At 62.3% G+C, this 23,695-nt stretch carries 22 protein-coding genes; 1 reads left to right on the plus strand and 21 read right to left on the minus strand.

Features of this window, described 5'->3' with window-relative positions; all coding sequences use genetic code 11:
- Nucleotides 1-55: 55 nt before the first annotated feature.
- The 21 genes from HWX53_RS01115 to HWX53_RS01215 all read right to left on the minus strand — a co-directional run bounded on the left by HWX53_RS01115 (nucleotide 56) and on the right by HWX53_RS01215 (nucleotide 22,614).
- Nucleotides 56-598, minus strand: coding sequence for a F0F1 ATP synthase subunit delta (locus HWX53_RS01115; RefSeq protein ID WP_175938660.1), 543 nt, complete (start codon nucleotides 596-598; stop codon nucleotides 56-58).
- 2 nt (nucleotides 599-600) lie between these two features.
- Complete coding sequence (locus tag HWX53_RS01120; protein ID WP_175938663.1) at nucleotides 601-1,071, minus strand: F0F1 ATP synthase subunit B; 471 nt, start codon at nucleotides 1,069-1,071, stop codon at nucleotides 601-603.
- A gap of 135 nt (nucleotides 1,072-1,206) precedes the next feature.
- Complete coding sequence (gene atpE / locus HWX53_RS01125) at nucleotides 1,207-1,476, minus strand: F0F1 ATP synthase subunit C (protein WP_175938665.1); 270 nt, start codon at nucleotides 1,474-1,476, stop codon at nucleotides 1,207-1,209.
- A gap of 90 nt (nucleotides 1,477-1,566) precedes the next feature.
- Entirely contained in the window at nucleotides 1,567-2,418 is an 852-nt protein-coding gene (atpB, locus tag HWX53_RS01130; RefSeq protein WP_175938667.1) for a F0F1 ATP synthase subunit A, read from the minus strand.
- A gap of 185 nt (nucleotides 2,419-2,603) precedes the next feature.
- Nucleotides 2,604-3,128, minus strand: a complete 525-nt coding sequence (locus HWX53_RS01135) for an ATP synthase subunit I (RefSeq protein WP_175938669.1) — start codon at nucleotides 3,126-3,128, stop codon at nucleotides 2,604-2,606.
- A gap of 275 nt (nucleotides 3,129-3,403) precedes the next feature.
- Nucleotides 3,404-4,516 carry an SLC13 family permease gene (locus tag HWX53_RS01140; protein ID WP_175940554.1) on the minus strand — a complete coding sequence of 371 codons (1,113 nt, stop codon included), beginning with the start codon at nucleotides 4,514-4,516 and terminating at the stop codon, nucleotides 3,404-3,406.
- Between the two features lie 39 nt (nucleotides 4,517-4,555).
- Nucleotides 4,556-5,455: a ParB/RepB/Spo0J family partition protein gene (locus HWX53_RS01145; protein WP_175938671.1), complete on the minus strand. Its 900-nt coding sequence runs from the start codon at nucleotides 5,453-5,455 to the stop codon at nucleotides 4,556-4,558.
- Nucleotides 5,452-6,267, minus strand: a complete 816-nt coding sequence (locus tag HWX53_RS01150) for a ParA family protein (protein WP_175938673.1) — start codon at nucleotides 6,265-6,267, stop codon at nucleotides 5,452-5,454. Before HWX53_RS01150 ends, HWX53_RS01145 begins: the two co-directional genes overlap by 4 nt.
- A gap of 61 nt (nucleotides 6,268-6,328) precedes the next feature.
- On the minus strand, nucleotides 6,329-6,979 hold the full coding sequence (gene rsmG / locus HWX53_RS01155) for a 16S rRNA (guanine(527)-N(7))-methyltransferase RsmG (protein ID WP_175938676.1): 651 nt from the start codon (nucleotides 6,977-6,979) through the stop codon (nucleotides 6,329-6,331).
- Nucleotides 6,976-8,937 (minus strand): tRNA uridine-5-carboxymethylaminomethyl(34) synthesis enzyme MnmG, encoded by a 1,962-nt coding sequence (mnmG, locus tag HWX53_RS01160; RefSeq protein WP_175940555.1) that lies wholly within the window; start codon nucleotides 8,935-8,937, stop codon nucleotides 6,976-6,978. Before mnmG ends, rsmG begins: the two co-directional genes overlap by 4 nt.
- A gap of 155 nt (nucleotides 8,938-9,092) precedes the next feature.
- Nucleotides 9,093-9,839 (minus strand): ABC transporter ATP-binding protein, encoded by a 747-nt coding sequence (locus HWX53_RS01165; protein ID WP_175938677.1) that lies wholly within the window; start codon nucleotides 9,837-9,839, stop codon nucleotides 9,093-9,095.
- Nucleotides 9,839-11,623: a branched-chain amino acid ABC transporter ATP-binding protein/permease gene (locus HWX53_RS01170; RefSeq protein ID WP_175938679.1), complete on the minus strand. Its 1,785-nt coding sequence runs from the start codon at nucleotides 11,621-11,623 to the stop codon at nucleotides 9,839-9,841. The genes HWX53_RS01165 and HWX53_RS01170 overlap by 1 nt, the downstream gene beginning before the upstream one ends.
- Before the next feature lie 3 nt (nucleotides 11,624-11,626).
- Entirely contained in the window at nucleotides 11,627-12,682 is a 1,056-nt protein-coding gene (locus HWX53_RS01175; protein ID WP_175938681.1) for a branched-chain amino acid ABC transporter permease, read from the minus strand.
- 113 nt (nucleotides 12,683-12,795) lie between these two features.
- Nucleotides 12,796-13,968 carry an ABC transporter substrate-binding protein gene (locus tag HWX53_RS01180; RefSeq protein ID WP_175938684.1) on the minus strand — a complete coding sequence of 391 codons (1,173 nt, stop codon included), beginning with the start codon at nucleotides 13,966-13,968 and terminating at the stop codon, nucleotides 12,796-12,798.
- A gap of 241 nt (nucleotides 13,969-14,209) precedes the next feature.
- The gene (locus HWX53_RS01185) at nucleotides 14,210-15,376 is read right to left on the minus strand and encodes an ABC transporter substrate-binding protein (RefSeq protein ID WP_175938686.1); all 1,167 of its coding nucleotides are present in this window, start codon (nucleotides 15,374-15,376) and stop codon (nucleotides 14,210-14,212) included.
- A 489-nt stretch (nucleotides 15,377-15,865) separates the two neighbouring features.
- Complete coding sequence (locus HWX53_RS01190; protein WP_175940556.1) at nucleotides 15,866-16,837, minus strand: branched-chain amino acid ABC transporter permease; 972 nt, start codon at nucleotides 16,835-16,837, stop codon at nucleotides 15,866-15,868.
- Nucleotides 16,837-17,721 carry a branched-chain amino acid ABC transporter permease gene (locus HWX53_RS01195; RefSeq protein WP_175938688.1) on the minus strand — a complete coding sequence of 295 codons (885 nt, stop codon included), beginning with the start codon at nucleotides 17,719-17,721 and terminating at the stop codon, nucleotides 16,837-16,839. Before HWX53_RS01195 ends, HWX53_RS01190 begins: the two co-directional genes overlap by 1 nt.
- 79 nt (nucleotides 17,722-17,800) lie before the next feature.
- Nucleotides 17,801-19,021, minus strand: a complete 1,221-nt coding sequence (locus HWX53_RS01200) for an ABC transporter substrate-binding protein (protein ID WP_175938690.1) — start codon at nucleotides 19,019-19,021, stop codon at nucleotides 17,801-17,803.
- Nucleotides 19,022-19,099: 78 nt separating this feature from the next.
- Nucleotides 19,100-19,861 (minus strand): ABC transporter ATP-binding protein, encoded by a 762-nt coding sequence (locus HWX53_RS01205; RefSeq protein WP_175938692.1) that lies wholly within the window; start codon nucleotides 19,859-19,861, stop codon nucleotides 19,100-19,102.
- Nucleotides 19,858-20,637, minus strand: a complete 780-nt coding sequence (locus tag HWX53_RS01210; RefSeq protein WP_175938694.1) for an ABC transporter ATP-binding protein — start codon at nucleotides 20,635-20,637, stop codon at nucleotides 19,858-19,860. Before HWX53_RS01210 ends, HWX53_RS01205 begins: the two co-directional genes overlap by 4 nt.
- Before the next feature lie 300 nt (nucleotides 20,638-20,937).
- The gene (locus tag HWX53_RS01215) at nucleotides 20,938-22,614 is read right to left on the minus strand and encodes a GMC family oxidoreductase N-terminal domain-containing protein (protein ID WP_175938696.1); all 1,677 of its coding nucleotides are present in this window, start codon (nucleotides 22,612-22,614) and stop codon (nucleotides 20,938-20,940) included.
- A 133-nt stretch (nucleotides 22,615-22,747) separates the two neighbouring features.
- Between HWX53_RS01215 and HWX53_RS01220 the strand changes: the two genes are divergently transcribed.
- On the plus strand, nucleotides 22,748-23,650 hold the full coding sequence (locus HWX53_RS01220; protein WP_175938698.1) for a LysR family transcriptional regulator: 903 nt from the start codon (nucleotides 22,748-22,750) through the stop codon (nucleotides 23,648-23,650).
- Nucleotides 23,651-23,695 lie beyond the last annotated feature (45 nt).

A 23,695-nucleotide genomic window follows, 5' to 3' on the forward strand; every position in this document is an offset into this window, starting at 1 on the left:
TTCGCTCCTGATAGTCAATTCTGTTGCGTGCCAGCTAAGGCGCTTCCAAGAAGCGTCAGGCGGTGAGCGCCGTCTGCATGCTGGCTAGGCGCGCGCGGACCGAGGTATCGAGCACTTCGTCGCCGACCGTCACGCGAACGCCGCCGATCAGCGACTGATCGATTTCGACGATCGGTTTCAGCTTGCGCTCGAACTTGCGTTCGAGGCTTGCGACCAGGTCGTTCAACTGTGCGCCTTCGAGGGGGAACGCGCTGACGATATGCGCGTCGGCCGCACCTTCACGGGCGTTCTTCAGCTCGTCGAACTGGACGGCGATTTCCGGCAGCAGCGGCAGACGATGGTTGTCCACCAGCATGCGCACGAAGTTCTTTGCCTGAGCGTTGCCCTGAGCGAGCGGCGACTTCACCGCGGCGAGCAGCAAGTCCGTGATCTGCTCGCGGCTCACTTTCGGGCTCGAGGCGACCGATTCCACTTCGGGCAGACGCGCAACCTGTGCCAGCTCCTCGACGAAGGTGGACCAGCCCGCGAGATCGCCGGTTTCGGCCACGCGGAACAGCGCTTCTGCGTAAGGACGAGCGATGGTTGCAAATTCGGCCATGATCAGAGCTCGGTTTTGAGTTGATTCAGCAGATCGGCGTGAGCCTTCTGATCGACTTCGCGCCTCAGAATTTGCTCTGCGCCCTTCACGGCCAGCGCCGCGACTTCGGCACGCAGGGCTTCACGCGCCTTGACGATTTGCTGGTCGGCGTCCGCCTTGGCCTGCGCGATGATGCGCGCGGCTTCGGCTTGCGCGTTGGCCTTGATTTCTTCGGCGACGGCTGCGGCGCGCTTCTCGGCGTCAGCAATGCGCTGCTGGCCGTCGTTGCGAGCCTGCGCGAGTTCCTGGTCGACGCGCTTGTGCGCGGCTTCCAGTTCCGCCTTGCCCTTGTCGGCGGCGGCGAGGCCGTCGGCAATCTTCTTCGAGCGCTCGTCGAGGGCGTTGATCAACGGCGGCCACACGAACTTCATCGTGAACCACGCGAGGATCAGAAACACGACCATTTGCGCAAACAGGGTTGCGTTGAGATTCACGGTGTTTCCTTAAACGTTGCTTGATCGGAGAGTGAAACGGTTAAAAGGCGCTAACCGGCTGTTGTGCTCGATCAGCGCCTCACCCGTTCCGTTCTGCGTCCTGTCAAAAATTCGGACGCGCACTTCCGAGAAACCTCAGCCTGCGAGACGCGCGAGCAGCGGGTTCGCGAACGCAAACAGCATTGCCACACCAACGCCGATCAGGAACGCCGCGTCGATCAGACCAGCCAGCAGGAACATCTTGGTCTGCAGCGGGTTCATCAGTTCCGGCTGGCGGGCGCATGCTTCAATGTACTTGCCGCCCATCAGACCGATACCGATACAGGCGCCGATTGCACCCAGGCCGATGATGATGCCGATACCGACGGCGGTCAGACCCTGGATGTTGGCGATGAAAGCTTGCATGATCACTCCTTTGATTAAAGACTTTGGAACTGGATTTATAAAAATTAAAACTGTGATTCTTTGACGATTCCGGACCCCGGCACGCTCACGTTAGTGCGTGTCATGCGCCTGGCCGAGATACACCAGCGTCAGCATCATGAAAATGAAGGCCTGCAGGAACACGATCAGGATGTGGAACACTGCCCACACCGTGCCCGCGATCACATGGCCAATGAAGCCGAGCACGGACAGGTTCGCACCGAAGGTCCACATGCTGCCGAGAAGCGCGATCAGCAGGAACAGCAGCTCGCCGGCGTACATGTTGCCGAAAAGTCGCATGCCGAGGGAAACCGTTTTGGCGGCGAACTCGATGATGTTCAGCGCGAGGTTCGGAATCCACAGAACCGGATGCGAGCCGAACGGAGCGGACAGCAGTTCGTGCACGAAACCGCCGGCGCCCTTGATCTTGATGTTGTAGTAGAGCATCAGCAGCAAGACGCCCAGCGCGATGCCGATGGTGCCGTTCAGGTCGGCCGTCGGCACGATGCGATGATGCGGAAGCGCGTGCTCGAGCCCGAGCCAGCCGATCACGCGGCCAGGCAAGTCAACGGGGATGAAGTCGAGCGAGTTCATCAGCGCGACCCAGACGAACACGGTCAGCGCGAGCGGCGCGATGAAACGGCGGCTGCCGTGAATCATCGACTTCGACTGGTCTTCGACCATTTCCACGAGCATTTCGATTGCGCACTGGAAACGGCCGGGCACCCCGGACGTCGCCCGACGAGCCGCGAGGCCCAGAATGATGATGGTCAAAAGGCCGCATACGATGGACCAGAACAGCGTGTCCAGATTCCAGACGTGGATGTCGAAGATCGACGTCTGCGGATGCGTGGAAAGATTCTGCAAGTGGTGCGCAATGTACTCGGACGGATCCAGAGCGTGCGTTCCTTCGCTAGCTGCCATATCGTTAAAGCCACCCAAATTGTCAAAAATCTTTCGCCGCCTTCGCTTCCGAGCCGCCGCTTCGCGTCGCGGCTCCGGGGCGAGAGGCCCGTGTGCGGAACGCGTTCCGCACTCATGTTCATGCTACCTACGGCAACGCTGCGCCGCACCTACCCGGGAGGTCATGAAGACCGGCCGGCGCAAGGTCATCGCAGCGCCATGGCCACCCAGTACGCTTTCAGCGCGACGATGTACGTGACGAGCAACGGCAGCCACAGCGCGCTCTTATACCAGAGCGCGACGGCGACGAACATAGCAATCGTCGCTCCCATCTTGACGCCTTCGCCGATCATCCAGCTCATGATCGTTTCCGCGCCGCTTTTCGCCTTCAGGCGCGCGGCGAACAGAGCCGCGGGCACCCAGGCGATCGCTCCTCCCAGAAAGGCGGACAGCGCAGCATCGCCCGGCGGCTTGTAAAACAGCCACCAAAGCAGCGTCGCACCCAGGGACAAAACCATTTGCGCCGCCACGACGCGATACGGCGTGACACGCGATGGACGACTCACTTGCGGGCCGAACAGCTTTTCTGCCTGATCCCGTGTGAGCGGAACGATATTGTTATCTTGCGCTTCGGCGTCCCACGAGTCGTCAGGCGAATTGCGCGGCTGATTTCCGGTGGCGTGGTTATCGCCGGTCGAGCGAGCACTGACTTGCATGTTTCGTTTGCGCATGTGCGTCGCATTTGCCCGAGGTCCTCGCGCGAAGTACTCGCGCTCGGCTTCAGGCCTTCAACCCAGTGTCCGGAGAATCACCTTGCGCTTTCGCGGCGCTTTCGAGGTGGCCTAGCTGATAAATCCGGGGGATTGTAAGCGATTGTTGTCACGGATTCAATAGTTTAGGTGCGTCAAAAGCCAAGCGGACGAACCTTAAAAAACGGTCTCAAAAGCGAGATTTTTCTTGCGATTGCAAGCAGATTTTCAGATTGAAACCGATTGCGTCGGACACTTCAAACGAGCGCCCAGCCGATCGCCATGGCCGCGATCCAGAACGGTATCGACACGACGTGGAACGGCGTCCACATGCCCTTCTCGCCCGACAGACGCACAGCGATGAGATTCGCGAGCGAGCCAATTGCCACGCCGAACCCGCCGACGCTCACGCCGAACGCGAGCGCGCGCCAGTCCTTCGAGAACTCCGCGAGCACGATGGCCGCCGGCACGTTACTGATGCCCTGCGAGAGCACCGCGCCGGCGGCGAACGCGCGCACCGGCGAGTGGATGCCGATGCGCGCAATGGCATCGTGGATGGTCGGCAACGCGGCAGCACTGCGAAGCACGATGAACATCAGCACGAAGATGAGCAGCAGGAGGTAGTCGATCTTCAGCACGACCTCGCGTCGCCAGAGGAGGAAGCCGACGGCCAGCGCCGCCAGCGCCGGACCCGCGTGATGCGCGTCCGCCAGCGCCACGAAAACGCCGAACGCGACGATGCTGATGCCGCATAGTCTCCGGTCCACGCGATGCGCCTCCGCATCGCCGGAGAGGTCGAGCGGCGTCGCGCGAAACATCGCGAATGTCAGCGCGAACAACAATGCCATCAGCGCCGCGCACAACGGCAGCAGGTTCCACACGAAGACGCCGAAGGGAACGCCGCTCGTCTGCCAGAGAAACAGGTTCTGAGGATTGCCGAGCGGAGTCAAAATCGAGCCGGCATTGACTGCCAGCGCGATCACGATCACGAGCTTCTTGATCGGCAGCGGCGCCAGCTTGTTGAGCGACAGCGCGAGCGGGACGACGGCGAACAGCGCGACATCGTTGGTCAGCAGCGTGGACAGGCCGGCCGCCAGCGCGACGAGCAGCAGCGCGAGCCCGCGCTCGCCATGTATGTGATGCACCAGCCGATGCGCCGCCCAAATTAGGAATCCTGACAATTCGATCGCTTTGGTCAGGATCAGCAGACCGGCGAGCGTGAGCACCGTCTGCCAGTCGACCAGACCGGGCAGCGCCGTCAACGGCTGGGGACGGACGACCTCGATGAGAACCAGCGCGAGCACGAGTATCGCGAGCACCGGTTCCTTCGAAATCGTCTTCCAGATGCGTGCCGGGAAGTCGGGGCGCACGCCCTTGGCATCGAGCTCGGACAAGATCGACCCTTGCCTTTACGCTGCGGGCGTCGGCGTTTCGATGCTGCCGCGCAGCTTCGTCAGAATGCCTTCGAGCGCGTCCAGATTGCCGAAGTCGATCGTGACCTTACCGCGCCCCCGGCCGCCGACCTTGATCTTCACACTGGCCGCGAGCAGATCCGACAACTCCTCTTCGAGACGACGCGTGTCGCGTCCGCCGTCGCTTGGCGGGCGCGCCTTCGCGGGCGTCTGCTTCAGCGTCGCGGCAACGAGGCGCTCCGTTTCCCGCACCGACAAGCGGCGGTTCACCACATGGTTCGCCAGCTGGATCTGCGTGGCGGCGTCGACGGACAACAGCGCGCGCGCGTGCCCCATGTCGAGATCGCCGGCAAGCAGCATCGTCTGAACGGGCGACGCCAGATTCAACAGACGCAGCAGGTTCGATACTGCGCTGCGCGAACGCCCGACTGCTTCGGCGGCTTGCTCATGCGTGAAGCTGAATTCGTCGAGGAGACGCTGGATGCCCTGCGCTTCTTCCAGCGGATTCAGGTCCTCGCGCTGGATATTTTCGATCAGCGCCATGGCCGCGGCGGCCTGATCAGGGACGTTCTTCACCAGCACCGGCACTTCGTCGAGACCGGCAAGACGCGCCGCGCGGAAACGCCGCTCGCCCGCGATGATCTCGTAATGATCGTCGCCGACGGAGCGCACGAGAATCGGCTGCATCAAGCCCTGCGCGCGAATGCTCGAGGCAAGCTCCTGCAACGCGCCTTCGTCCATTCGCGTGCGCGGCTGGTACTTGCCTGCTTGCAGCTTGTCGAGCGCCAGCACCGTCGGCGTGCCCTCGCCGCGCACGGCTTCCGTGATGTCGACGCTGCCGCCGAGCAATGCGTCGAGACCGCGGCCCAAACCCTTTTTCTTCATCACAGCGTTCATTTCGGTTCCTCCGTCGGCGTTTCCTGCCGCATCGATTGGGGTTGCAGCGCGCGCAGGCGCTCGATCATCTCCGCGCCGAACTGGACGTACGCCTGCGCGCCGCGCGACGCCTTGTCGAACACGACGCCGGGCAAGCCGTAGCTGGGCGCCTCGGCGAGACGCACGTTGCGCGGAATGACGACGTCGAACACCTTGTCGCCGAAGTGCGCCTTGAGTTGATCCGATACCTGCTGCTGCAGCGTGATCCGAGGATCGAACATCACGCGCAACAGTCCGATCACCTTGAGGTCGCGGTTGAGATTGGCGTGAATCTGCTTGATGGTGTTGACGAGGTCCGAGAGACCTTCGAGCGCGAAGTATTCGCACTGCATCGGGATGATGACGCCGTGCGCCGCGCACAGCGCGTTCAGCGTAAGCAGCGACAATGCGGGCGGACAATCGATCAGCACGAAATCATAGTCCGGCGCTATGTCGGCAATGGCGGCGCGTAGAATGCGCTCGCGGTTCTCCATGCCGACCAACTCCACTTCCGCGCCCGCCAGTTCGCGATTTGCCGGCAGCACATCGTAGCCCACGGCTTCCGGACTCACGCGTGCTTCGCGCAACGTGACGCCATCTACCAGCACCTCGTACACCGTGTTCTCGCAGGCGGCTTTGTCCACGCCGCTGCCCATCGTCGCGTTCCCCTGCGGATCGAGGTCGATCAACAGCACGCGCTGGCCGAGACCCGCGAGACTAGCTGCCAAGTTCACTGCTGTCGTCGTCTTTCCAACGCCGCCCTTCTGATTCGCGACGCAGAAGATTTTTGCCATCGTTTAATGTCCTCGTTTCTTCGCTGTCAGAAGATCAGCATGGCTGGAGTGCGGCAGGGGCTCACGCATCGAATCGAATCTCGACGAGATGTCGCTCGGCGTCGAGGAACGGCACCGCCAGGCGCTCGATACTTCTGACGGCCGCGCCCTGCGGCAGGCGCGCGATTTCTGCGTCGGGCTTCACGCCTTTCATCGCAAGGATGCAACCGTGGTCCGCAACCAGATGTCGGGCAAGTGTAGCGAAATCCGTGAGCTCTGCGAACGCGCGAGAGACGATCACATCGAATTTTTCCGGCACGTCGATTCCCGGCCTCAGCGTTTCGACGCGGCCGGTCACAACAGACAAATTCGTCAGTCCCAACTGGGCTTTCGCTTGCGACTGGAATGCCGTTTTCTTATGAACGATGTCGTTCAGCGTTACGTGCAGGTCCGGTAACGCGATGGCCAGCACGATGCCCGGCAGACCTCCTCCCGAACCCACGTCGAGCAACGTCGATGCGTTTCGGCTCGAGACTGCGGGCACGATCGCGAGCGAATCCAGGATGTGCTGGATGAGCATCTGCCGTGGATCGCGGATCGCAGTCAGGTTGTATACCGCGTTCCATTTGCTCAACAGAGCGACATAGTCGAGCAGCTTCTGTTTCTGTTCGTCGGAGAGCGCGACGCTTAGCTCGCCGGCGCCCTCATTCAACAACGCAGCGAGATCCGTCATTGCACCGCCGACGTCGTAGGCGTCTGCTCGTCGCCACTGCTCCCCTTGCCCCGACGGCCGAGCCCGCGTTTCAGATGAACCATGAGCAGCGAGATAGCAGCGGGCGTGATGCCCGAGATCCGCGACGCCTGCCCAATCGTCTCCGGACGATGTTGCATCAGCTTCTGGCGCGCCTCGAATGACAGGCCTCGGACGTCGTTATAGTCGATGCCTTCGGGCAAACGCGTGTTCTCCTGCGCGCCGTTGCGTACAATTTCGTCGGCTTGCCGCTCGATGTAGCCCTGATATTTGACGCCGATCTCGATCTGTTCCTTGATCTGCTCGAGAAGGACTGGATCGTCTGCAAGCGGAGCGTCGGGACCGGACGTGCCGCCGCGCAGCGCGCAAACGCCGTCGTACGACACGCCGGGGCGACGCAGCAAGTCTGCCAAGCTGTACTCGTGGTCAATCGGCTTGCCAAGCAACGCGGTCGCTTCTTCCGCCGGCAACGTCTTCGGGTTGACCCATGTCGAACGCAGCCGCTCTGTTTCACGTGAAACAGCGTCGCGCTTTCGGCTGAACGCGTCCCAGCGCCCGTCGTCAATGACGCCGATTTCGCGGCCGATTTCAGTCAATCGCATGTCTGCGTTGTCTTCGCGGAGCGACAGCCGATACTCGGCGCGGCTCGTGAACATGCGATACGGCTCCGACACCCCGCGCGTCACAAGGTCATCGACCAACACGCCGAGGTAGGCTTGATCCCGCCGTGGACACCACGCGTCCTTCCCTTGAACCTGCAATCCCGCATTGATGCCGGCCAACAGCCCCTGCGCCGCAGCCTCTTCGTAGCCCGTCGTGCCGTTGATCTGCCCGGCGAAAAACAGGCCGTTGATCGCTTTTGTCTCTAGCGACGCCTTCAAAGCGCGCGGATCGAAGTAGTCGTACTCGATCGCGTAGCCCGGACGCAGAATATGGGCGTGTTCCAAGCCACGCATAGACCGGACGAGTTCGAGCTGTACGTCGAACGGCAGGCTGGTGGAGATTCCGTTCGGGTAAAACTCGTTGGTCGTCAACCCTTCGGGCTCGAGGAAGATTTGATGCGCGTCCTTGGAGGCGAACCGGTGAATCTTGTCCTCGATGGACGGACAATAACGCGGCCCGACGCCTTCGATAAGGCCCGTGTACATCGGCGAGCGGTCGAGTCCCGAACGAATGATGTCGTGCGTGCGCGAATTCGTGTGCGTCACCCAGCAGGGCATCTGCCGCGGATGCTGCTCGACGCGTCCCAAGAAGGAAAAGACCGGAATCGGATCGAGGTCGCCGGGCTGCTCCTCCAGTACGGAGAAGTCGATCGTCCGCCCGTCGATACGCGGCGGCGTTCCCGTTTTTAACCGCCCTTGCGGCAGCTTCAACTCCTTCAGGCGCGCCGATAGCGAGACTGCGGCCGGATCGCCCGCCCGCCCCCCGACGTAGTGATTCAGACCTACGTGAATCTTCCCATCGAGGAACGTCCCGGCGGTGAGCACGACTGCCCGCGCGCGAAACTGCAGTCCTACTTGCGTCACAGCGCCGACCACGCGGTCGCCTTCGACCATCAAGTCATCGACCGCCTGCTGGAACAGCCAAAGGTTCGGCTGGTTTTCGAGCCGATGCCGGATAGCCTGCTTATAGAGCACCCGATCCGCCTGGGCACGCGTGGCACGCACGGCCGGGCCCTTCGACGAATTGAGGATGCGGAACTGGATGCCGGACTCGTCGGTGGCCGCTGCCATCGCACCGCCGAGGGCGTCGACCTCCTTGACGAGGTGACCCTTGCCGATACCGCCAATCGACGGATTGCAGCTCATTTGCCCGAGCGTTTCGATGTTATGGGTCAAAAGCAGCGTTTTGCAGCCCATTCTTGCCGAAGCCAGCGCGGCTTCAGTGCCTGCATGACCGCCGCCAACGACGATCACGTCAAATTCTGTGGGATAAAGCATGGAGATTTCGTGTGCGGACGACACGAACCGAAGAAGGAATATCGCAAGATTATATAGGCATCGCGCGCCGTCGTTTTCGACGCCCGTACGTACGGCCGAAAAAAATGGCGTGTTTCACGTGAAACACGCCATCAGAAGTTGCCCCGACTGAAACGTTACGCCGCCTTTTTCGCCAGTCCCAAGTACGTCTCGATCACCCGCGGATTGTGCCGCAGACTTTCCGCCTCCCCTTCCAAGGCGAACTCGCCGGTCTCGAGCACATATCCATAGTCAGATATCTGCAACGCGGCGCGAGCGTTCTGCTCGATCAGAAGCGTGGCGACTCCGGTCTGCTTCAGCGCGCTGACGATATGGAAGATTTCCTTGACGATCAACGGCGCGAGTCCGAGGCTCGGCTCGTCCAGCATCAGAAGCCGCGGCTTCCCCATCAAAGCCCGGCCCACAGCGAGCATCTGCCGCTCACCGCCGGAGAGCGTCCCCGCTGCCTGTTTGCGTCGCTCCTTGAGCCGGGGAAACAATTCGAAAACGTGGCTCAACTGATCCAGGTAATCGCGCTCGCCCGCCCGCTTACGGCGGTATGCGCCAAGCACGAGATTGTCCTCCACCGTCATCGTCGAAAAGAGCTCGCGCTTTTCCGGCACGAGGCACATTCCACGTGAAACGCGCCGTTCGATCGCCAGCGCCGACACATCATCGCCCATGCAGCGAACCACGCCCTTCGCATGGCCGCTCTGCGGCAACGCGCCCATAATGGCGTTGAGCAGCGTCGACTTCCCGGCGCCGTTCGGTCCGATGACCGATACGATCTGCCCGGCGGCTACTTGCAGCTTTCCGTTGTGCAGGGCTTCGACCTTGCCGTAACGCACGGACAGGTCGCTGACTTCAAGAATGGTTTCAGCCATTACTCTACCCCGCCAAGATAAGCTTCGAGCACAGCCGGGTTCTCCTGCACGTCCTTCGGCAAGCCCTCGGCGATTTTGGTACCGAACTCCATGACGACGAGCCGGTCGGTCAGGTTCATCACGAAGTCCATGTCGTGTTCCACCAGCAAGATGCTCATGCCTTCCGACCGCAGTTTCCGGAGCAAGTCGGCCAGTTGCTGCTTCTCCTGATAACGAAGCCCTGCCGCCGGCTCGTCGAGCAACAGCAAAGTCGGGTCACAGCACAGCGCCCGCGCGATTTCGAGAATCCGTTGTTGACCGAGCGCGAGACTGCCCGCCTCGGCGTAGAGATGCTTCTCCAGCCCGACGCGAGCGATCTGCTTCGCCGCTTCGAACATTAGTCGCGCTTCCTCCGCCGCGTTGAGTCGGACAACGCTGCGCCAGACGCCAGTGTTGCCGCGCAGATGCGCGCCGATCGCCACGTTCTCCAGCACGGTCATGCCAGGCAGCATCTTGACGTGCTGAAACGTTCGTCCGATGCCCCGCTTCACAATCTCCCGAGACGTCAGCTTGTCGATGCGCTCGCCGTGGAACGTGATCGCCCCGCTCGTCGCCTGCAGTACGCCCGTGACGAGATTGAACGTGGTCGACTTGCCGGCCCCGTTCGGCCCGATCAAGCCGACGATCTCGCCGGCTTTCACATCGAAACTGACGTCGTTCACGGCAACGAGGCCGCCGAACTGCTTGCGCGCCGTATTGACGATCAGCAGCGGCTCGCCCGCCGCCGGTTTGCTGCGCTGCGGCAAAGACTCGCCGTGGTCCGGCGCGTGCGCGCGCGGCCCTCGCGGAAACACACGTGCTACGAATGGCCATACGCCCTGCCGCGCGTATTGCAATAGCAGGACCATCACGACTCCGAAAACGATGATCTCGAAGTTGCCGTTCGCGCCGATAAGCTTCGGCAGCAGCGTCTGGAGATAGTCCTGCAGCACGGTGAGGATCGTCGCCCCCAAAATTGCACCCCACACATGCGACACCCCGCCGACAACCGCCATGAAAAGGAATTCGATGCCGTGGTTGAGGCCGAACGGCGTTGGATTCACGGCGCGCTGCAAATGCGCGTAGAGAAAGCCCGAGATAGCCGCGAGCACCGCCGCGTAGATAAAGATGACGACACGCATCCAGGCCGTGTTGACGCCCATCGCTTCGGCCATGATGCCGCCGCCGCGCAGCGCCCGAATCGCGCGGCCGGGGCGACTATTAAGCAGATTCTGAACAGACACGACCGCGAGCAGCACCACGACCCAGATCAGGTAGTAAATGCTGCGCCCCGATTCGAGCTGCCAGCCGAACAGGTTCAGCACCGGAATCCCGTTGATGCCGTCGTACTTGCCCAGCAGTTCCATATTTCCGAAGAGATAGAACAGCGAGAGCCCCCACGCGATTGTGCCCAGCGGCAGAAAGTGCCCGGACAGCCGCATCGTAATTAGGCCGAGCAGCAGCGCGATAAACGCTGTCAGCACGACGCCTGCGATCAGCGCGAGCCACGGCGAGACGCCATAGCGCGTCGTCAGAAACGCGGTCGCGTAGGCGCCGACACCCACGAACGCCGCCTGTCCGAAGCTCGTCATGCCGCCGATGCCGGTCAGAAGCACCAGCCCGATCGCGACAATCGAATACAGGCCGATGTAGTTCAGAAGCGTGATCCAGTATTCCGGCACGGCGACCGGCCCCGGCAGCACCGGCAGCGCGAAGACGACGAGCAGGAACAGCCAGAAGAAGCGATATCGATGGAGAAAGGTCATGGCTTACTCCTCGTCTTCGTCGGAATGCGGGCTGGCCAGGCTTCGCCATAACAGCACCGGAATGATGAGCGTGAAGACGATGACCTCCTTGTAGGCGCTCGCCCAGAACGACGAATACGACTCCAGCAGCCCGACGAGCAGCGAGCCGGCCGCGGCCAGCGGATAGCTGACGAGACCGCCGACGATCGCGCCGACGAAACCCTTCAGACCAATCAGGAATCCCGAGTCGTAGTAGATGGTCGTGATCGGCGCGACCAGCACGCCGCACAGCGCGCCGAGACCCGCCGCGAGCGTGAACGCGAGACGCCCGGCCTGCGCCGTGCCGATGCCGACGAGTCGCGCACCCAGCCGGTTCACCGACGTCGCGCGCAACGCCTTGCCGGAAATCGAGCGGTCGAAGTAGAAGTACAACGCGACGATCAGCACGAGCGCTGTGCCGACGACCCACAGACTCTGCCCCGATATCGACACGCTGCCGACGTTGAAGCTGGCGTCGGAAAACGCGGTGGTGCGTGAACCTTCCGCGCCGAACATGACGAGCCCGAGCCCGACCATCGCGAAGTGCACGGCCACCGCGACGATCAACAGCAGCAGCGTGCTCGCCTCCGCGATGGGCTCATACGCTAGCCGGTACACGAACGGTCCCATCGGCACGACGATTAAAAGCGTCAGCGCGATCTGGGCGAGCATCGGCAGCGTCTGTGCGAACACCGCCTGGGTCAGCGCCCACACCGCGACCGGGAACAGCAGATACTTGCCCGCGAGCACGGCCAGGAGCCGCCCTATCCGATCATGCCGCGCCGGATGCCGCACGATACCCGCGACTTCGGCGATAAAGCAGCCCACGCCCATCGCGATGAGCAAAAAGCAGGTCGCGGGCAGCTTCTGCGTTTGCAGCGCCGCCAGCGTGAGCGCGCCATAGGCGACGAACTCGCCCTGCGGAATGAAGATGACGCGCGTCACGGAAAACACCAGCACAAGCGCGAGCGCAAGTAACGCGTAGATGGCGCCCGTCGTGATGCCGTCTTGCGCGAGAATCGCCGCAATCGATAAGTCCATACTTCCTCTTCAGAGCTTCTTCGAAACGTGAGGGCCGTAATCGGCCGATGAACATGGGAAAAGCGGCGCACCACCGGCGCGCCGCTCTTCTGTCTTGAAATTGCCCTGCGCGGTCAGTCGTTCAGCAGCTTCCACTTGCCGTCGACGATCTGCACCATCACGCGCGCGCGATCGTCGAAGCCGTTGTGGTCGTTCGGCGTCGTGTTCATGATGCCGTGCGAGACCGGCAGGTCCTTCAGGTTCTCCAGCGCCGCGCGCAATGCCTCGCGGAACTCGGGCGTGCCCGGCTGGCCCTTCTTGAGCGCCTCGGGAATCGCGCGGGCAAGCATCTGTCCGGCATCCCAGGCGTGGCCGCCGAAGGTCGAGAGCGAGCCCGCGCCGTACGCCTTCTCATACGCGCTCTTGTACGCAGCCGACGACTTCTTCACCGGATTGCTGTCCGGCAATTGCTCGGTCACGAGCACGGGTCCGGCCGGCAGAATCTCGCCTTCGCAGTCCTTGCCGCACACGCGCAAGAAGTCGTTATTGGCGACGCCGTGCGTTTGATACACCTTGCCCTTATAGCCGCGCTCCTTCAGCGTCTTGGCCGGCAACGCGGCCGGCGTGCCCGCGCCCGCAATCAGGACGGCATCGGGATTCGCGCCCATCGTCTTCAGCACCTGACCCGTCACCGATGTATCGGGACGGTTGTACCGCTCGTTCGTGACGATCTTCAGCTTGTGCGCGGCCGCCGCTGCGTTGAAGACCGAGTACCAGCCGTCGCCGTACGCATCCGCGAAGCCGATGAAGCCCACCGTCTTCACGCCGTGCTTTTCCATGTGACTCGCGATCGCGTCGGCCATCAGCGCGTCGTTTTGCGGCGTCTTGAAGACCCACGCTTTCTTGGCGTCCATCGGCGCGATGATCGACGCGGACGCGGCCATCGAGATCATCGGCGTCTTGGCGCTCGACGCCGGATCGATCATCGCGAGCGAATTCGGCGTGACCGTCGAGCCGATGATCGCATCGACGTGATCTTCGTCGATCAGCTTGCGCGTGTTCTGCACGGCGCGGCTCGTGTCGGTGCCGTCGTCGAGTACGATGTATTCGACCGACTTGCCGCCTATTTCCTTCGGCAGCAGCGCGACGGTGTTTTTCTCGGGAATCCCGAGCGATGCGGCCGGCCCCGTCGCCGACAGCGTCACGCCGATCTTCACTTGCGCTAACACTGCGCCCGCGCCGAGCATCGCGCTGCCGGCGACTGCCAGCGCAATGCTGCTCTTGACCCATGCTTTCTTCGTTTTCATTGCTCGTCTCCAAACGCGATCTTGCTTTTGGCGCACCCCCGTGGTGCGCTGCTGCGAATGCTTATCGATAACCCCGGCGATTCAGCCGCCTCAATCTATGGAGCGCCCCGGCGCATGCCTAGGCTCGTTTTCCCTGACCAATCGGGCCGCCGCGCGCGGCTTCGCGCCCTCTTCGTTCGAACGAAAAAAAGGCGCGTTCGTTGAAACGCGCCTTGGTTGGAATCGACTCACATATCGACGGTCAGTTGCCCGAGAGCTTCCACTTGCCGCCGACGATCTCCACCATCACCCGCGCCCGCTGATCGAGGCCCGAGTGGTCGTTCGCGCTCATGTTGAAAATGCCGTGCGATGCCGCGAGATTCTTCGTGTCTTCGATCGCCGCGCGCAATGCCTCGCGAAACGCGGGTGTGCCCGGCTGCCCCTTCTTCAGCGCGACCGGAATCGCGTGTTGCAGAATCAGGCCCGCGTCCCAGGCGTGACCGCCGAACGTAGACACTGATCCCGCGCCATACGCGCCTTCGTACGCCTTCTTGTAGGTCAGCGCGGCCTGCTTCACGGGATTGCTGTCCGGCAGTTGTTCGGCGACGAGCAGCGGCCCGGCGGGCAGGAACGTTCCTTCGCAATCCTTGCCGCATACGCGCAGGAAGTCGTTGTTCGCGACACCGTGCGTCTGATAGATCTTGCCCTTGTAGCCGCGCTCCTTGAGCGTCTTCTGCGGCAGCGCGGCCGGCGTGCCCGCGCCCGCGATCAGCACCGCGTCCGCGTTCTGCGACATCATCTTGAGCACCTGGCCGGTGACCGACGCGTCGTTGCGCGCGAAGCGTTCATTGGCGACGACGCGGATCTTGGCGAGGTCCGCCGCCTTCGAGAACTCCTTGAACCAGCTCTCGCCGTACGCGTCCGAGAAGCCGATGAACGCCACCGTCTTCACGCCGTGATTCGACATGTGCTGCGCGATGGCCGTTGCCATGAGAATGTCGTTCTGCGGCGTCTTGAAGACCCACGCGCGCTTGCTGTCCATCGGTTCGACGATGCTCGCGGCCGCGGCCATCGAGATCATCGGCGTGGTGGTGTCGGCGGCGATGTCGATCATCGCGAGCGAGTTCGGAACGACCGTGGAACCGATCAGCGCATCGACGTGATCTTCGCTCGTGAGCTTGCGCGCGTTCTTGACGGCTTGCGTGGAATCGGTGGCGTCATCCAGAACGATGTACTGCACTTTCTGCCCTGCGACTTCCTTCGGCAATAACGCGATGGTGTTCTTTTCGGGAATGCCGAGCGATGCGGCCGGCCCCGTGGCCGATACCGTCACGCCTATTTTCACGTCTGCAAAAACCTGAGTGCTGAATACCGCCGATAATCCCGCGACGGCCATTGCGACCGCCTTACAGCGTAATGCCCACTTCATTGATTTCCACCCCGTCGATCGTGTGTCCGAATAGAAGTAACGCCTGATTCTTTACTGCGGATTATCTGTTGCGAATCGCCGACCGAAGAGTCGGGAAATGCAGTGTAGCCATGCAAGCGCCACGCATCAAGCGTTTCGGCCACATCCGGCAGACGTTTTAGTGGCTATGCTCTGACCGATGAATCGCGCTCGATGCGCGGCGCGAATGAATCCGTCAGGCGATTCAGATTATCGACCGGAAAATAAAAAGGCGCCGTTGGACTCATCCAACAGCGCCTTTCGTCTCGGGCACTTCGTGCCTCATGTCTCCTCGTTCTCCACCTCAAAAATCTGGGTGCTTCAGAACTAGGACGGATATTAATGGCCGTATCATTTCGCCACAACCTAGCATTTACCCTAGTGGTGCATACAAGCACCTTAAAAGGGCGCTTCATGCGCCGTTAACTACCGGCTTGCTGATCACGTTTATTTCGGATACCAAATTAAATCCTATCCCTGCAACGGCCTCACCCGCGCGACGATTTCGCCCACGATGCCGCGCCTGAACGCCAGCACGCACGCAATGAAGATGATGCCCGTCACGATAGTCACCGATTCGCCGAGCGAGTTGAACCACGCGACACCCGTCACCTTCGCGATGCCCGCGCCGATATCGCCGAGCCGGTCTTCCAGCGCCACGATGATGGCGGCGCCGAGCAGCGGCCCGAACATCGTGCTCATGCCGCCGACGAGCGTCATCAGCACGACGAGGCCGGACATCGTCCAGTACGCATCGCCGAGCGTTTCGAAGCCGAGCACCAGCGTCTTCGTCGCGCCCGCGAGGCCCGCGAGCCCCGCCGACAACACGAACGCGAGCAGCTTGTAACGCGCGGTGTCGTAACCGAGCGAGACCGCGCGCGGCTCGTTCTCCTTGATCGCGATCAGCACCTGCCCAAAAGGCGAATGCACGATGCGCACGATCAGCGCGAATGCGAGCAGCATCAACACGAGCACGACGTAATAGAGCGTGACGTCGCTGCTCAAATCGAGCACGCCGAACAGTTTGCCGCGCGGCACGCCTTGCAAGCCGTCTTCGCCGTGCGTGAACGGCGCTTGAAGGAACACGAAGTAGACCATCTGCGCGAGCGCGAGCGTGACCATCGCGAAATAGATGCCTTGCCGCCGGATCGCGAGCAGTCCGACGATCACGCCGAGCAGCGTCGCGACCGCCGTGCCGAGCACGATGCCGAGCTCGGGCGTGAAGCCGAGCGTCTGGATCGCATAGCCCGCCGTGTAGCCCGCGCTCGACAGAAACATCGCGTGCCCGAACGACAGCAAGCCCGTATAGCCGATCAGCAAGTTGAACGCCGCCGCGAAGAGCGCGAAGCAGAGCACCTTCATCATGAAGACCGGATACACGCCCGCGAACGGCACCGCGATCAACGCGACCAGCAACAGCGCGTAGAGCACTTTTCTCTGCATCATTTTTCCTTGCCGAAGAGTCCCGCCGGGCGCACGAGCAGCACCAGCGCCATGATGACGAAGACGACCGTCGCGGACGCTTCCGGATAGAACACGCGCGTGAAGCCTTCGATCACGCCGAGCAGCAGGCCCGTGAGGATCGAGCCCATGATCGAGCCCATGCCGCCGATCACCACGACCGCGAACACGGTGATGATCATCGACTGGCCCATGAGCGGCGATACCTGAATGACCGGCGCGGCCAGCACGCCCGCGAACGCCGCGAGCGCGACGCCGAAGCCGTAGGTCAGCGTGATCATCAGCGGCACGTTGACGCCGAACGCTTCGACGAGCTTCGGGTTCTCCGTGCCCGCGCGCAGATACGCGCCGATGCGCGTCTTCTCGATGACGAACCACGTCGCGAAACACACGACGAGCGACGCCACCACGACCCACGCGCGATAGTTCGGCAGGAACATGAAGCCGAGATTCGTCGCGCCGGACAGGAGCGACGGCACGTCGTACGGCTGGCCCGACGAACCGTAGATGGAACGGAACACGCCTTCGATCACGAGCGTCAGCCCGAAAGTCAGCAGGAGCCCGTATAAATGGTCGAGCTTGTACAGCCAGCGCAGCATGGATCGCTCGATGACCACGCCCAGCAAGCCGACGATGATCGGCGCGAGCAGCAGCATCGCCCAATACGGGACGTTGAAGTACGAATAGCCCATCCACGCGAGCATGGCGCCCAGCATGAAGAGCGCGCCGTGCGCGAAGTTGATGACGTTGAGCAAGCCGAAGATCACCGCGAGCCCGAGACTCAGGATCGCGTAGAACGAACCGTTCACCAGTCCGAGCAGCAACTGGCTCATCATCGCGGCGAGCGGGATGCCGAATATTTCCATTGAACCTGCCGAGGGTTGGATCGAAGCATGGCCGCAAGCAGTCGCGCGGGACCGCTTGCGGCGTCAGTCGCCGAGAAACTTACTTCCAGGCCGCGCAGCGCGACTCGGCCTTCGTGCCGAACGCCTGATCGCCCGGAATGGTGGCCGTGATCTTGTAGTAGTCCCACGGTTCCTTCGATTCCGACGGCTTCTTCACTTCCATCAAGTACATGTCGTGAATCATCGCGCCGTCCTCGCGAACGTAGCCCTTCGCGTAGAAGTCGTCGATCTTCGCCTTCTTCATCTGCGCCATGACCTTGTCGCTGTCCGTCGTGCCGGCGGCCTGCACGGCCTTCAGGTACGTCGTGACGGCGGAATAGTCGGCGGCTTGCAGGCTCGTCGGCATCTTCTTCATCTTCGCGAAGTAGCGCTTCGCCCACTCGCGCGTCTTGTCGTCCTTGTTCCAGTACCAGCTATCCGTCGCGACGAGACCTTGCGTCGTCTCAAGTCCCAGGCTGTGAATATCGGAGAGGAAGATCAGCAGCGCGGCGATTTTCATCGACTTGGTGATGCCGAATTCCTTTGCGGCCTTGATCGAATTGATCGTGTCGCCGCCGGCGTTCGCCAGACCCAGGACTTGCGCCTTCGATCCCTGCGCCTGCAACAGGAACGACGAGAAGTCCGACGCCGACAGCGGATGACGCACCGTGCCGAGCACCTGTCCGCCGTTCGCCTTCACGACATCCGACGTGTTCTTCTCCAGCGCCTTGCCGAACGCGTAGTCGGCGGTCAGGAAGTACCATGTCTTGCCGCCCTGCTTCGTCACCGCGGAACCGGTGCCTTTGGCGAGCGCCATCGTGTCGTATGCGTAGTGCACGGTGTACGGCGAGCACTGTTCGTTCGTGAGGTTGTCCGCGCCCGCGCCGATGTTGATGTACGGCGTCTTCTTTTCCGCCGCGACTTGCGCGGTGGAGAGCGCGGTGGCCGAGTTCGTGCCGCCGATGATCGCGTTCACGCCGTCGCGGTCGATCCACTCACGCGCGCGCGATGCCGCGATATCCGCCTTGTTCTGATGGTCCGCATACACGAGTTCGATGGGCTTGCCGTTCACCTTGCCGCCGAAGTCCGCGATCGCCATGCGGATGGCTTCGAGCCCGCCTTGTCCGTCGATGTCGGCATAGAGGCCCGACAAGTCGGTGACGAACCCGATCTTGACGCTATTGCCATCAGCAGCCTGCGCGCCGCTGCTAATGAGCGTCACACTCGCCGCCGCAGCCGCAAAGCAAAGAGTAGAGAGGCGCGCGAGGGTCTTCTTTTTCATTCCAGTCTCCATGAGTTTTTGATTGTTGCTGCGCTGCTGGTGTTGCTTGCATTGCCGTGCTGCCTGCGCGACGCGTTCTCACACGCCGAGCAGTTCGTGCAGAACCGGCATCTTCGCTTCGAGTTCCCCCGCGCCGAAATGCTCGACGATGTTCCCGTGTTCCATCACATAGAAGCGGTCCGCGAGCGGTGCTGCGAACCGGAAGTTCTGCTCGACCATCACGACCGTGTAGCCGCGCGACTTGAGCATCAGGATCATGCGCGCGAGTGTCTGAACGATGACGGGCGCGAGGCCTTCGGAGATTTCATCGAGAAGCAGAAGGTTCGCCCCCGTGCGCAGGATTCGCGCGACGGCGAGCATCTGTTGTTCGCCGCCCGACAGACGCGTGCCCTGGCTCGCGCGCCGCTCGTTGAGGTTCGGGAACATGGAGTACAACTCGTCGAGCGACATTGCCTGTTTCGGATCGCCAATGAGCGGCGGCAAGAGCAGGTTCTCCTCGCACGACAGGCTCGAAAAAATGCCGCGCTCCTCCGGACAATAGCCGACCCCGTAATGCGCGATCTTGTGCGTGGGCAGCCCAATGGTCTCGCGTCCGCCCACGCGGATCGAGCCGGTGCGCCGCCCGGTCAAACCCATGATGGCGCGAAGCGTCGTCGTGCGTCCCGCGCCGTTGCGGCCGAGCAGCGTGACGACTTCGCCACGATTCACCTTCAGATCCACGCCATGCAGAATGTGCGATTCCCCGTACCACGCCTGCAAGCCTTCGATTTCCAGCGCCGGCGCATTCCCCGCCGCGCCGTTCGCCTCGCGCGAGCGGCGTTCTTCCGCGATCGTGCTCATGCGTGCGCTCCGGTGAGCGCCGCGTCGGCGCTGCCCATGTAGGCTTCCATCACGAGCGGATTCTTCGATACTTCCGCGTAGCTGCCTTCCGCGAGCACTTCGCCGCGTTGAAGCACGGTAATGGTGTCGGAGATGCCGGCAATCACGTTCATGTTGTGCTCGACCATGAGAATGGTGCGTCCCGCCGATACCTTCTTGATGAGCGCGGTCACGCGATCCACGTCCTCGTGTCCCATGCCTTGCGTCGGTTCGTCGAGCAACATGAGTTCGGGTTCCATCGAAAGCGTCGTGGCGATTTCGAGCGCGCGCTTGCGGCCGTACGAAAGCTCGACGGTCTTCACATCCGCGAAATCGGTGAGGCCGACTTGCGTGAGCAGGTCCATCGCGCGATCGTTCAAGGCGTCGAGCGAACGTTCGCTGCGCCAGAACTGGAACGACGTGCCGAGTTGCCGCTGCAAGCCGATACGCACGTTTTGCAACACGGTCAGATGCGGAAACACAGCGGAAATCTGAAACGAGCGGATGATGCCGCGCCGCGCGATATGCGCCGGGCGCTCACGCGTGATGTCGGTGCCATTGAAGACGATCTGGCCCGCAGTCGGTTCGAGAAATTTGGTGAGCAGATTGAAGCAAGTGGTCTTGCCCGCGCCGTTCGGTCCGATCAGCGCGTGGATCGAACCGCGACGCACGCGCAGGTTCACGTCATTCACGGCCGTGAAGCCTTTGAATTCTTTCGTGAGCCCTCGCGTTTCCAGAATGGTGTCGCCGAGAATCATGTCCCCTTCCATGCGAAGTGAGGCGCTGAACGATGTGTTCGCCTGCGCTTTATTTTTCTGTCGCGCGCACCGGACGGTGTCTCCGTCACGATGCCGCTTCGCTTCGTAGCCGGTTGCGCACCGCAGGAAAGCAGGCGCGACAAACAGCGAGCATCACGTGATCCGGGGCCATTGTCGCGCCAATGATGCAGCGCAATCATTGGGATTTGCACTAAGGGATTTGCACTGACTCATGCAAGCCTCGAAGTGCCGTCGCTGCACGCGTCGAAGGCATGACACGTGCTGCACGACGGCTTCAGGCTATGCGAGCGCCGCCGCGATGACTTCTTGCGACCGCACCGCGCGCCGGTCTTCGCGAATCATGTCGCTCGCGCGTTCGGCGATCATCAACGTCGGCGAATTGGTGTTGCCCGAAGTGATGACCGGCATCACCGATGCATCCACTACGCGCAAACCCTGCACGCCGAGCACGCGCAAGCGGCTGTCGACGACCGCGCCCGGATCGTTGTCGATGCCCATGCGGCATGTGCCGACCGGATGAAAGATCGTCGTGCCGATATCACCCGCCGCCTTTGCGAGTTCTTCTTCTGTTTGATACTGCACGCCCGGCAGAATCTCCTCCGGCGCATAGCGCGCCAACGCCGGCGCGCTGACAATGCGCCGCGTGAGACGCAGCGAGTTCGCGGCCACTTCGCGGTCGCGGTCGGTCGAGAGATAGTTCGGCGCGATGAGCGGCGGGGTATGCGCATCCGGCGACGTGATATGGATGCTTCCGCGCGATGTCGGCCGCAGATTGCAAACCGACGCCGTAAAAGCATTAAACGCATGCAGCGGCTCGCCGAAGCGTTCGAGCGACAACGGCTGCACGTGATACTGAACATCGGGCCGCTTGATCGATGCATCGTCCGGATCAGACTTGGCGAACACGCCGAGTTGCGAAGGCGCCATCGACATGGGACCGCTGCGCATGAACGCGTATTGCATGCCGATCAAAAGCTTGCCCCACCAGCGCGCCGAAAGCGTGTTGAGCGTGCGCACGCCGTTGACCTTGTACGCCATGCGCAACTGCAAGTGATCCTGCAGATTCTCGCCGACGCCGCGCAGATCGCGCACTACGTCGATGCCGAGCCGCTGCAAGCGCGCGCCATTGCCGATGCCCGAGAGTTCCAGTATCTGCGGCGAGTTCACCGCGCCTGCGCTCAGCACCACCTCACGATGCGCCTTCGCAATGTACTCGACATCGTCGCCGCGATATTCCACGCCCACGCAACGCGTGCCTTCGAACACGAGCCGTTGCGTGTGCGCGCCGGTGATCGTCGTGAGATTCGGGCGCTTCATCGCCTCGCGAAGGAACGCTTTCGCTGCATTCCAGCGAATGCCGCCGCGCTGGTTCACATCGAAGTAACCGACGCCTGTGTTGTCGCCGCGATTGAAGTCGTCGGTGGCGGGAATGCCGCTTTGCTGCGCGGCTTGCGCGAACGTCTCCAGGATCTTCCACTTGAGCCGCTGCTTCTCGACGCGCCATTCGCCGCCCACGCCGTGCCATGGATTCGCCCCGCCGTGGTGATCCTCGCTGCGCATGAAAACGGGCAGCACCGAATCCCACGACCAGTTCGAATCGCCCGTGATGTGCGCCCACTCGTCGTAGTCTTCGCGCTGGCCGCGCATGTAGATCATGCCGTTGATCGACGAGCAGCCGCCGAGCACGCGCCCGCGCGGATACGACAGCGCGCGTCCGTTGAGGCCGGGTTCGGCTTGCGTCTTGTACAGCCAGTCCGTGCGCGGATTGCCGATGCAGTACAGATAGCCGACCGGAATGTGGATCCAGTGGTAATCGTCCTTGCCGCCTGCTTCGAGCAGCAGCACGGTAACGTCGGGGTCTTCGGTGAGGCGATTGGCGAGCACGCATCCGGCCGTGCCCGCGCCGACGATGATGTAGTCGAATTCGCCTTCGAGCTTGCGGGCGTTCTGTTTCATGACGTGTCTCCTGTTCTGCGTGGCGTCTGCGTGTCTCTTTGTCTGCGCCTTTCTTCCAAGCGTACTGCGGTCGCCGTCCGCCGATCCAATGAGATATGTTCAAGAGCGATATAAGACGCGCTAATATCAGCCGATGGACTACACCCTGCTCCGCGCGTTTCTGACCGTGGCGCGTGAAGGCAACCTCACGCGCGCCGCGGCGCAACTGCATCTGACGCAGCCGGCGGTCAGCCTGCAGATCAAAAACTTGCAGGAGACGCTGGGCGTCGTGCTGTTCGCGCGGACGTCGCATGGTCTTTTATTGACACGCGATGGCGAAGCCCTGCTGCCGCACGCCGAACGCGCGCTCGCCGCCGCCGCCGACGTGCAGCGCGCGGCCGCTGCGCTGCGGCATGACGTCAGCGGAACGCTGCGCATCGGGACTATTCTCGATCCGGAGTTCCTGCGGCTCGGCGGCTTTTTGCGGCAACTGGGCGAAGCGCATCCGCGCATCGAAACGGCGCTGCGTCACGGCATGTCGGGCTGGGTGCTGGAACGCGTGCGGTCGCGCGAGCTGGACGTCGGCTATTACATCGGCGATCCGACAAAAGACGGTTCGCGCGACGGCGAGCGTTTTCATGTTGTGCGGCTCACGCCGTTCTCGTATCGCGTGCTCGCGCCGGCCGGCTGGCACAACCGCGTGAACAAGGGCAAGCGCGCGTGGGCGACGCTCGCCAAGCTGCCGTGGATCTGGACGCCGCCGGAATCCGCACATAACCGTCTGCTGTCGCGCGTGTTCCGCGAGGCGGGCGCGACGCCGGTGATCGTCGCGGAAGTGGATCAGGAGCCGTCGATGCTCGATCTCGTGAAATCGGGCGTGGGATTGTCGCTCGCGCGGGACTCCATCGCGCTTGCGGAGGCGCATGCGCACGCGCTCACGATCGTCGAGGGCGTCACCGTGCCGACGCAGCTTTCGTTCGTCGCGCTCGCCGAGCGTCGCGAGGAACCGGCCATCGCGGCGGCGCTGCGCCTGATCGATTCACAGTGGTCCGTGTAACCCAAGCTTCACGGATTCTTTGCTAGTCTCGCTGTTGCGCCCTCA

It is taken from the genome of Caballeronia sp. BCC1704, assembly GCF_902833455.1.
Lineage (GTDB): Bacteria > Pseudomonadota > Gammaproteobacteria > Burkholderiales > Burkholderiaceae > Caballeronia.

What these genes read in the sequence shown, in the direction of transcription:
- HWX53_RS01115 (WP_175938660.1), bottom strand. Translation starts at nt 598, where the DNA reads ATGGCCGAATTTGCAACCATCGCTCGTCCTTACGCAGAAGCGCTGTTC.
- atpE (WP_175938665.1), bottom strand. Translation starts at nt 1,476, where the DNA reads ATGCAAGCTTTCATCGCCAACATCCAGGGTCTGACCGCCGTCGGTATC.
- atpB (WP_175938667.1), bottom strand. Translation starts at nt 2,418, where the DNA reads ATGGCAGCTAGCGAAGGAACGCACGCTCTGGATCCGTCCGAGTACATT.
- HWX53_RS01135 (WP_175938669.1), bottom strand. Translation starts at nt 3,128, where the DNA reads ATGCGCAAACGAAACATGCAAGTCAGTGCTCGCTCGACCGGCGATAAC.
- HWX53_RS01145 (WP_175938671.1), bottom strand. Translation starts at nt 5,455, where the DNA reads ATGAACGCTGTGATGAAGAAAAAGGGTTTGGGCCGCGGTCTCGACGCA.
- HWX53_RS01150 (WP_175938673.1), bottom strand. Translation starts at nt 6,267, where the DNA reads ATGGCAAAAATCTTCTGCGTCGCGAATCAGAAGGGCGGCGTTGGAAAG.
- rsmG (WP_175938676.1), bottom strand. Translation starts at nt 6,979, where the DNA reads ATGACGGATCTCGCTGCGTTGTTGAATGAGGGCGCCGGCGAGCTAAGC.
- mnmG (WP_175940555.1), bottom strand. Translation starts at nt 8,937, where the DNA reads ATGCTTTATCCCACAGAATTTGACGTGATCGTCGTTGGCGGCGGTCAT.
- HWX53_RS01165 (WP_175938677.1), bottom strand. Translation starts at nt 9,839, where the DNA reads ATGGCTGAAACCATTCTTGAAGTCAGCGACCTGTCCGTGCGTTACGGC.
- HWX53_RS01170 (WP_175938679.1), bottom strand. Translation starts at nt 11,623, where the DNA reads ATGACCTTTCTCCATCGATATCGCTTCTTCTGGCTGTTCCTGCTCGTC.
- HWX53_RS01175 (WP_175938681.1), bottom strand. Translation starts at nt 12,682, where the DNA reads ATGGACTTATCGATTGCGGCGATTCTCGCGCAAGACGGCATCACGACG.
- HWX53_RS01180 (WP_175938684.1), bottom strand. Translation starts at nt 13,968, where the DNA reads ATGAAAACGAAGAAAGCATGGGTCAAGAGCAGCATTGCGCTGGCAGTC.
- HWX53_RS01185 (WP_175938686.1), bottom strand. Translation starts at nt 15,376, where the DNA reads ATGAAGTGGGCATTACGCTGTAAGGCGGTCGCAATGGCCGTCGCGGGA.
- HWX53_RS01190 (WP_175940556.1), bottom strand. Translation starts at nt 16,837, where the DNA reads ATGCAGAGAAAAGTGCTCTACGCGCTGTTGCTGGTCGCGTTGATCGCG.
- HWX53_RS01195 (WP_175938688.1), bottom strand. Translation starts at nt 17,721, where the DNA reads ATGGAAATATTCGGCATCCCGCTCGCCGCGATGATGAGCCAGTTGCTG.
- HWX53_RS01200 (WP_175938690.1), bottom strand. Translation starts at nt 19,021, where the DNA reads ATGAAAAAGAAGACCCTCGCGCGCCTCTCTACTCTTTGCTTTGCGGCT.
- HWX53_RS01205 (WP_175938692.1), bottom strand. Translation starts at nt 19,861, where the DNA reads ATGAGCACGATCGCGGAAGAACGCCGCTCGCGCGAGGCGAACGGCGCG.
- HWX53_RS01210 (WP_175938694.1), bottom strand. Translation starts at nt 20,637, where the DNA reads ATGATTCTCGGCGACACCATTCTGGAAACGCGAGGGCTCACGAAAGAA.
- HWX53_RS01215 (WP_175938696.1), bottom strand. Translation starts at nt 22,614, where the DNA reads ATGAAACAGAACGCCCGCAAGCTCGAAGGCGAATTCGACTACATCATC.
- HWX53_RS01220 (WP_175938698.1), top strand. Translation starts at nt 22,748, where the DNA reads ATGGACTACACCCTGCTCCGCGCGTTTCTGACCGTGGCGCGTGAAGGC.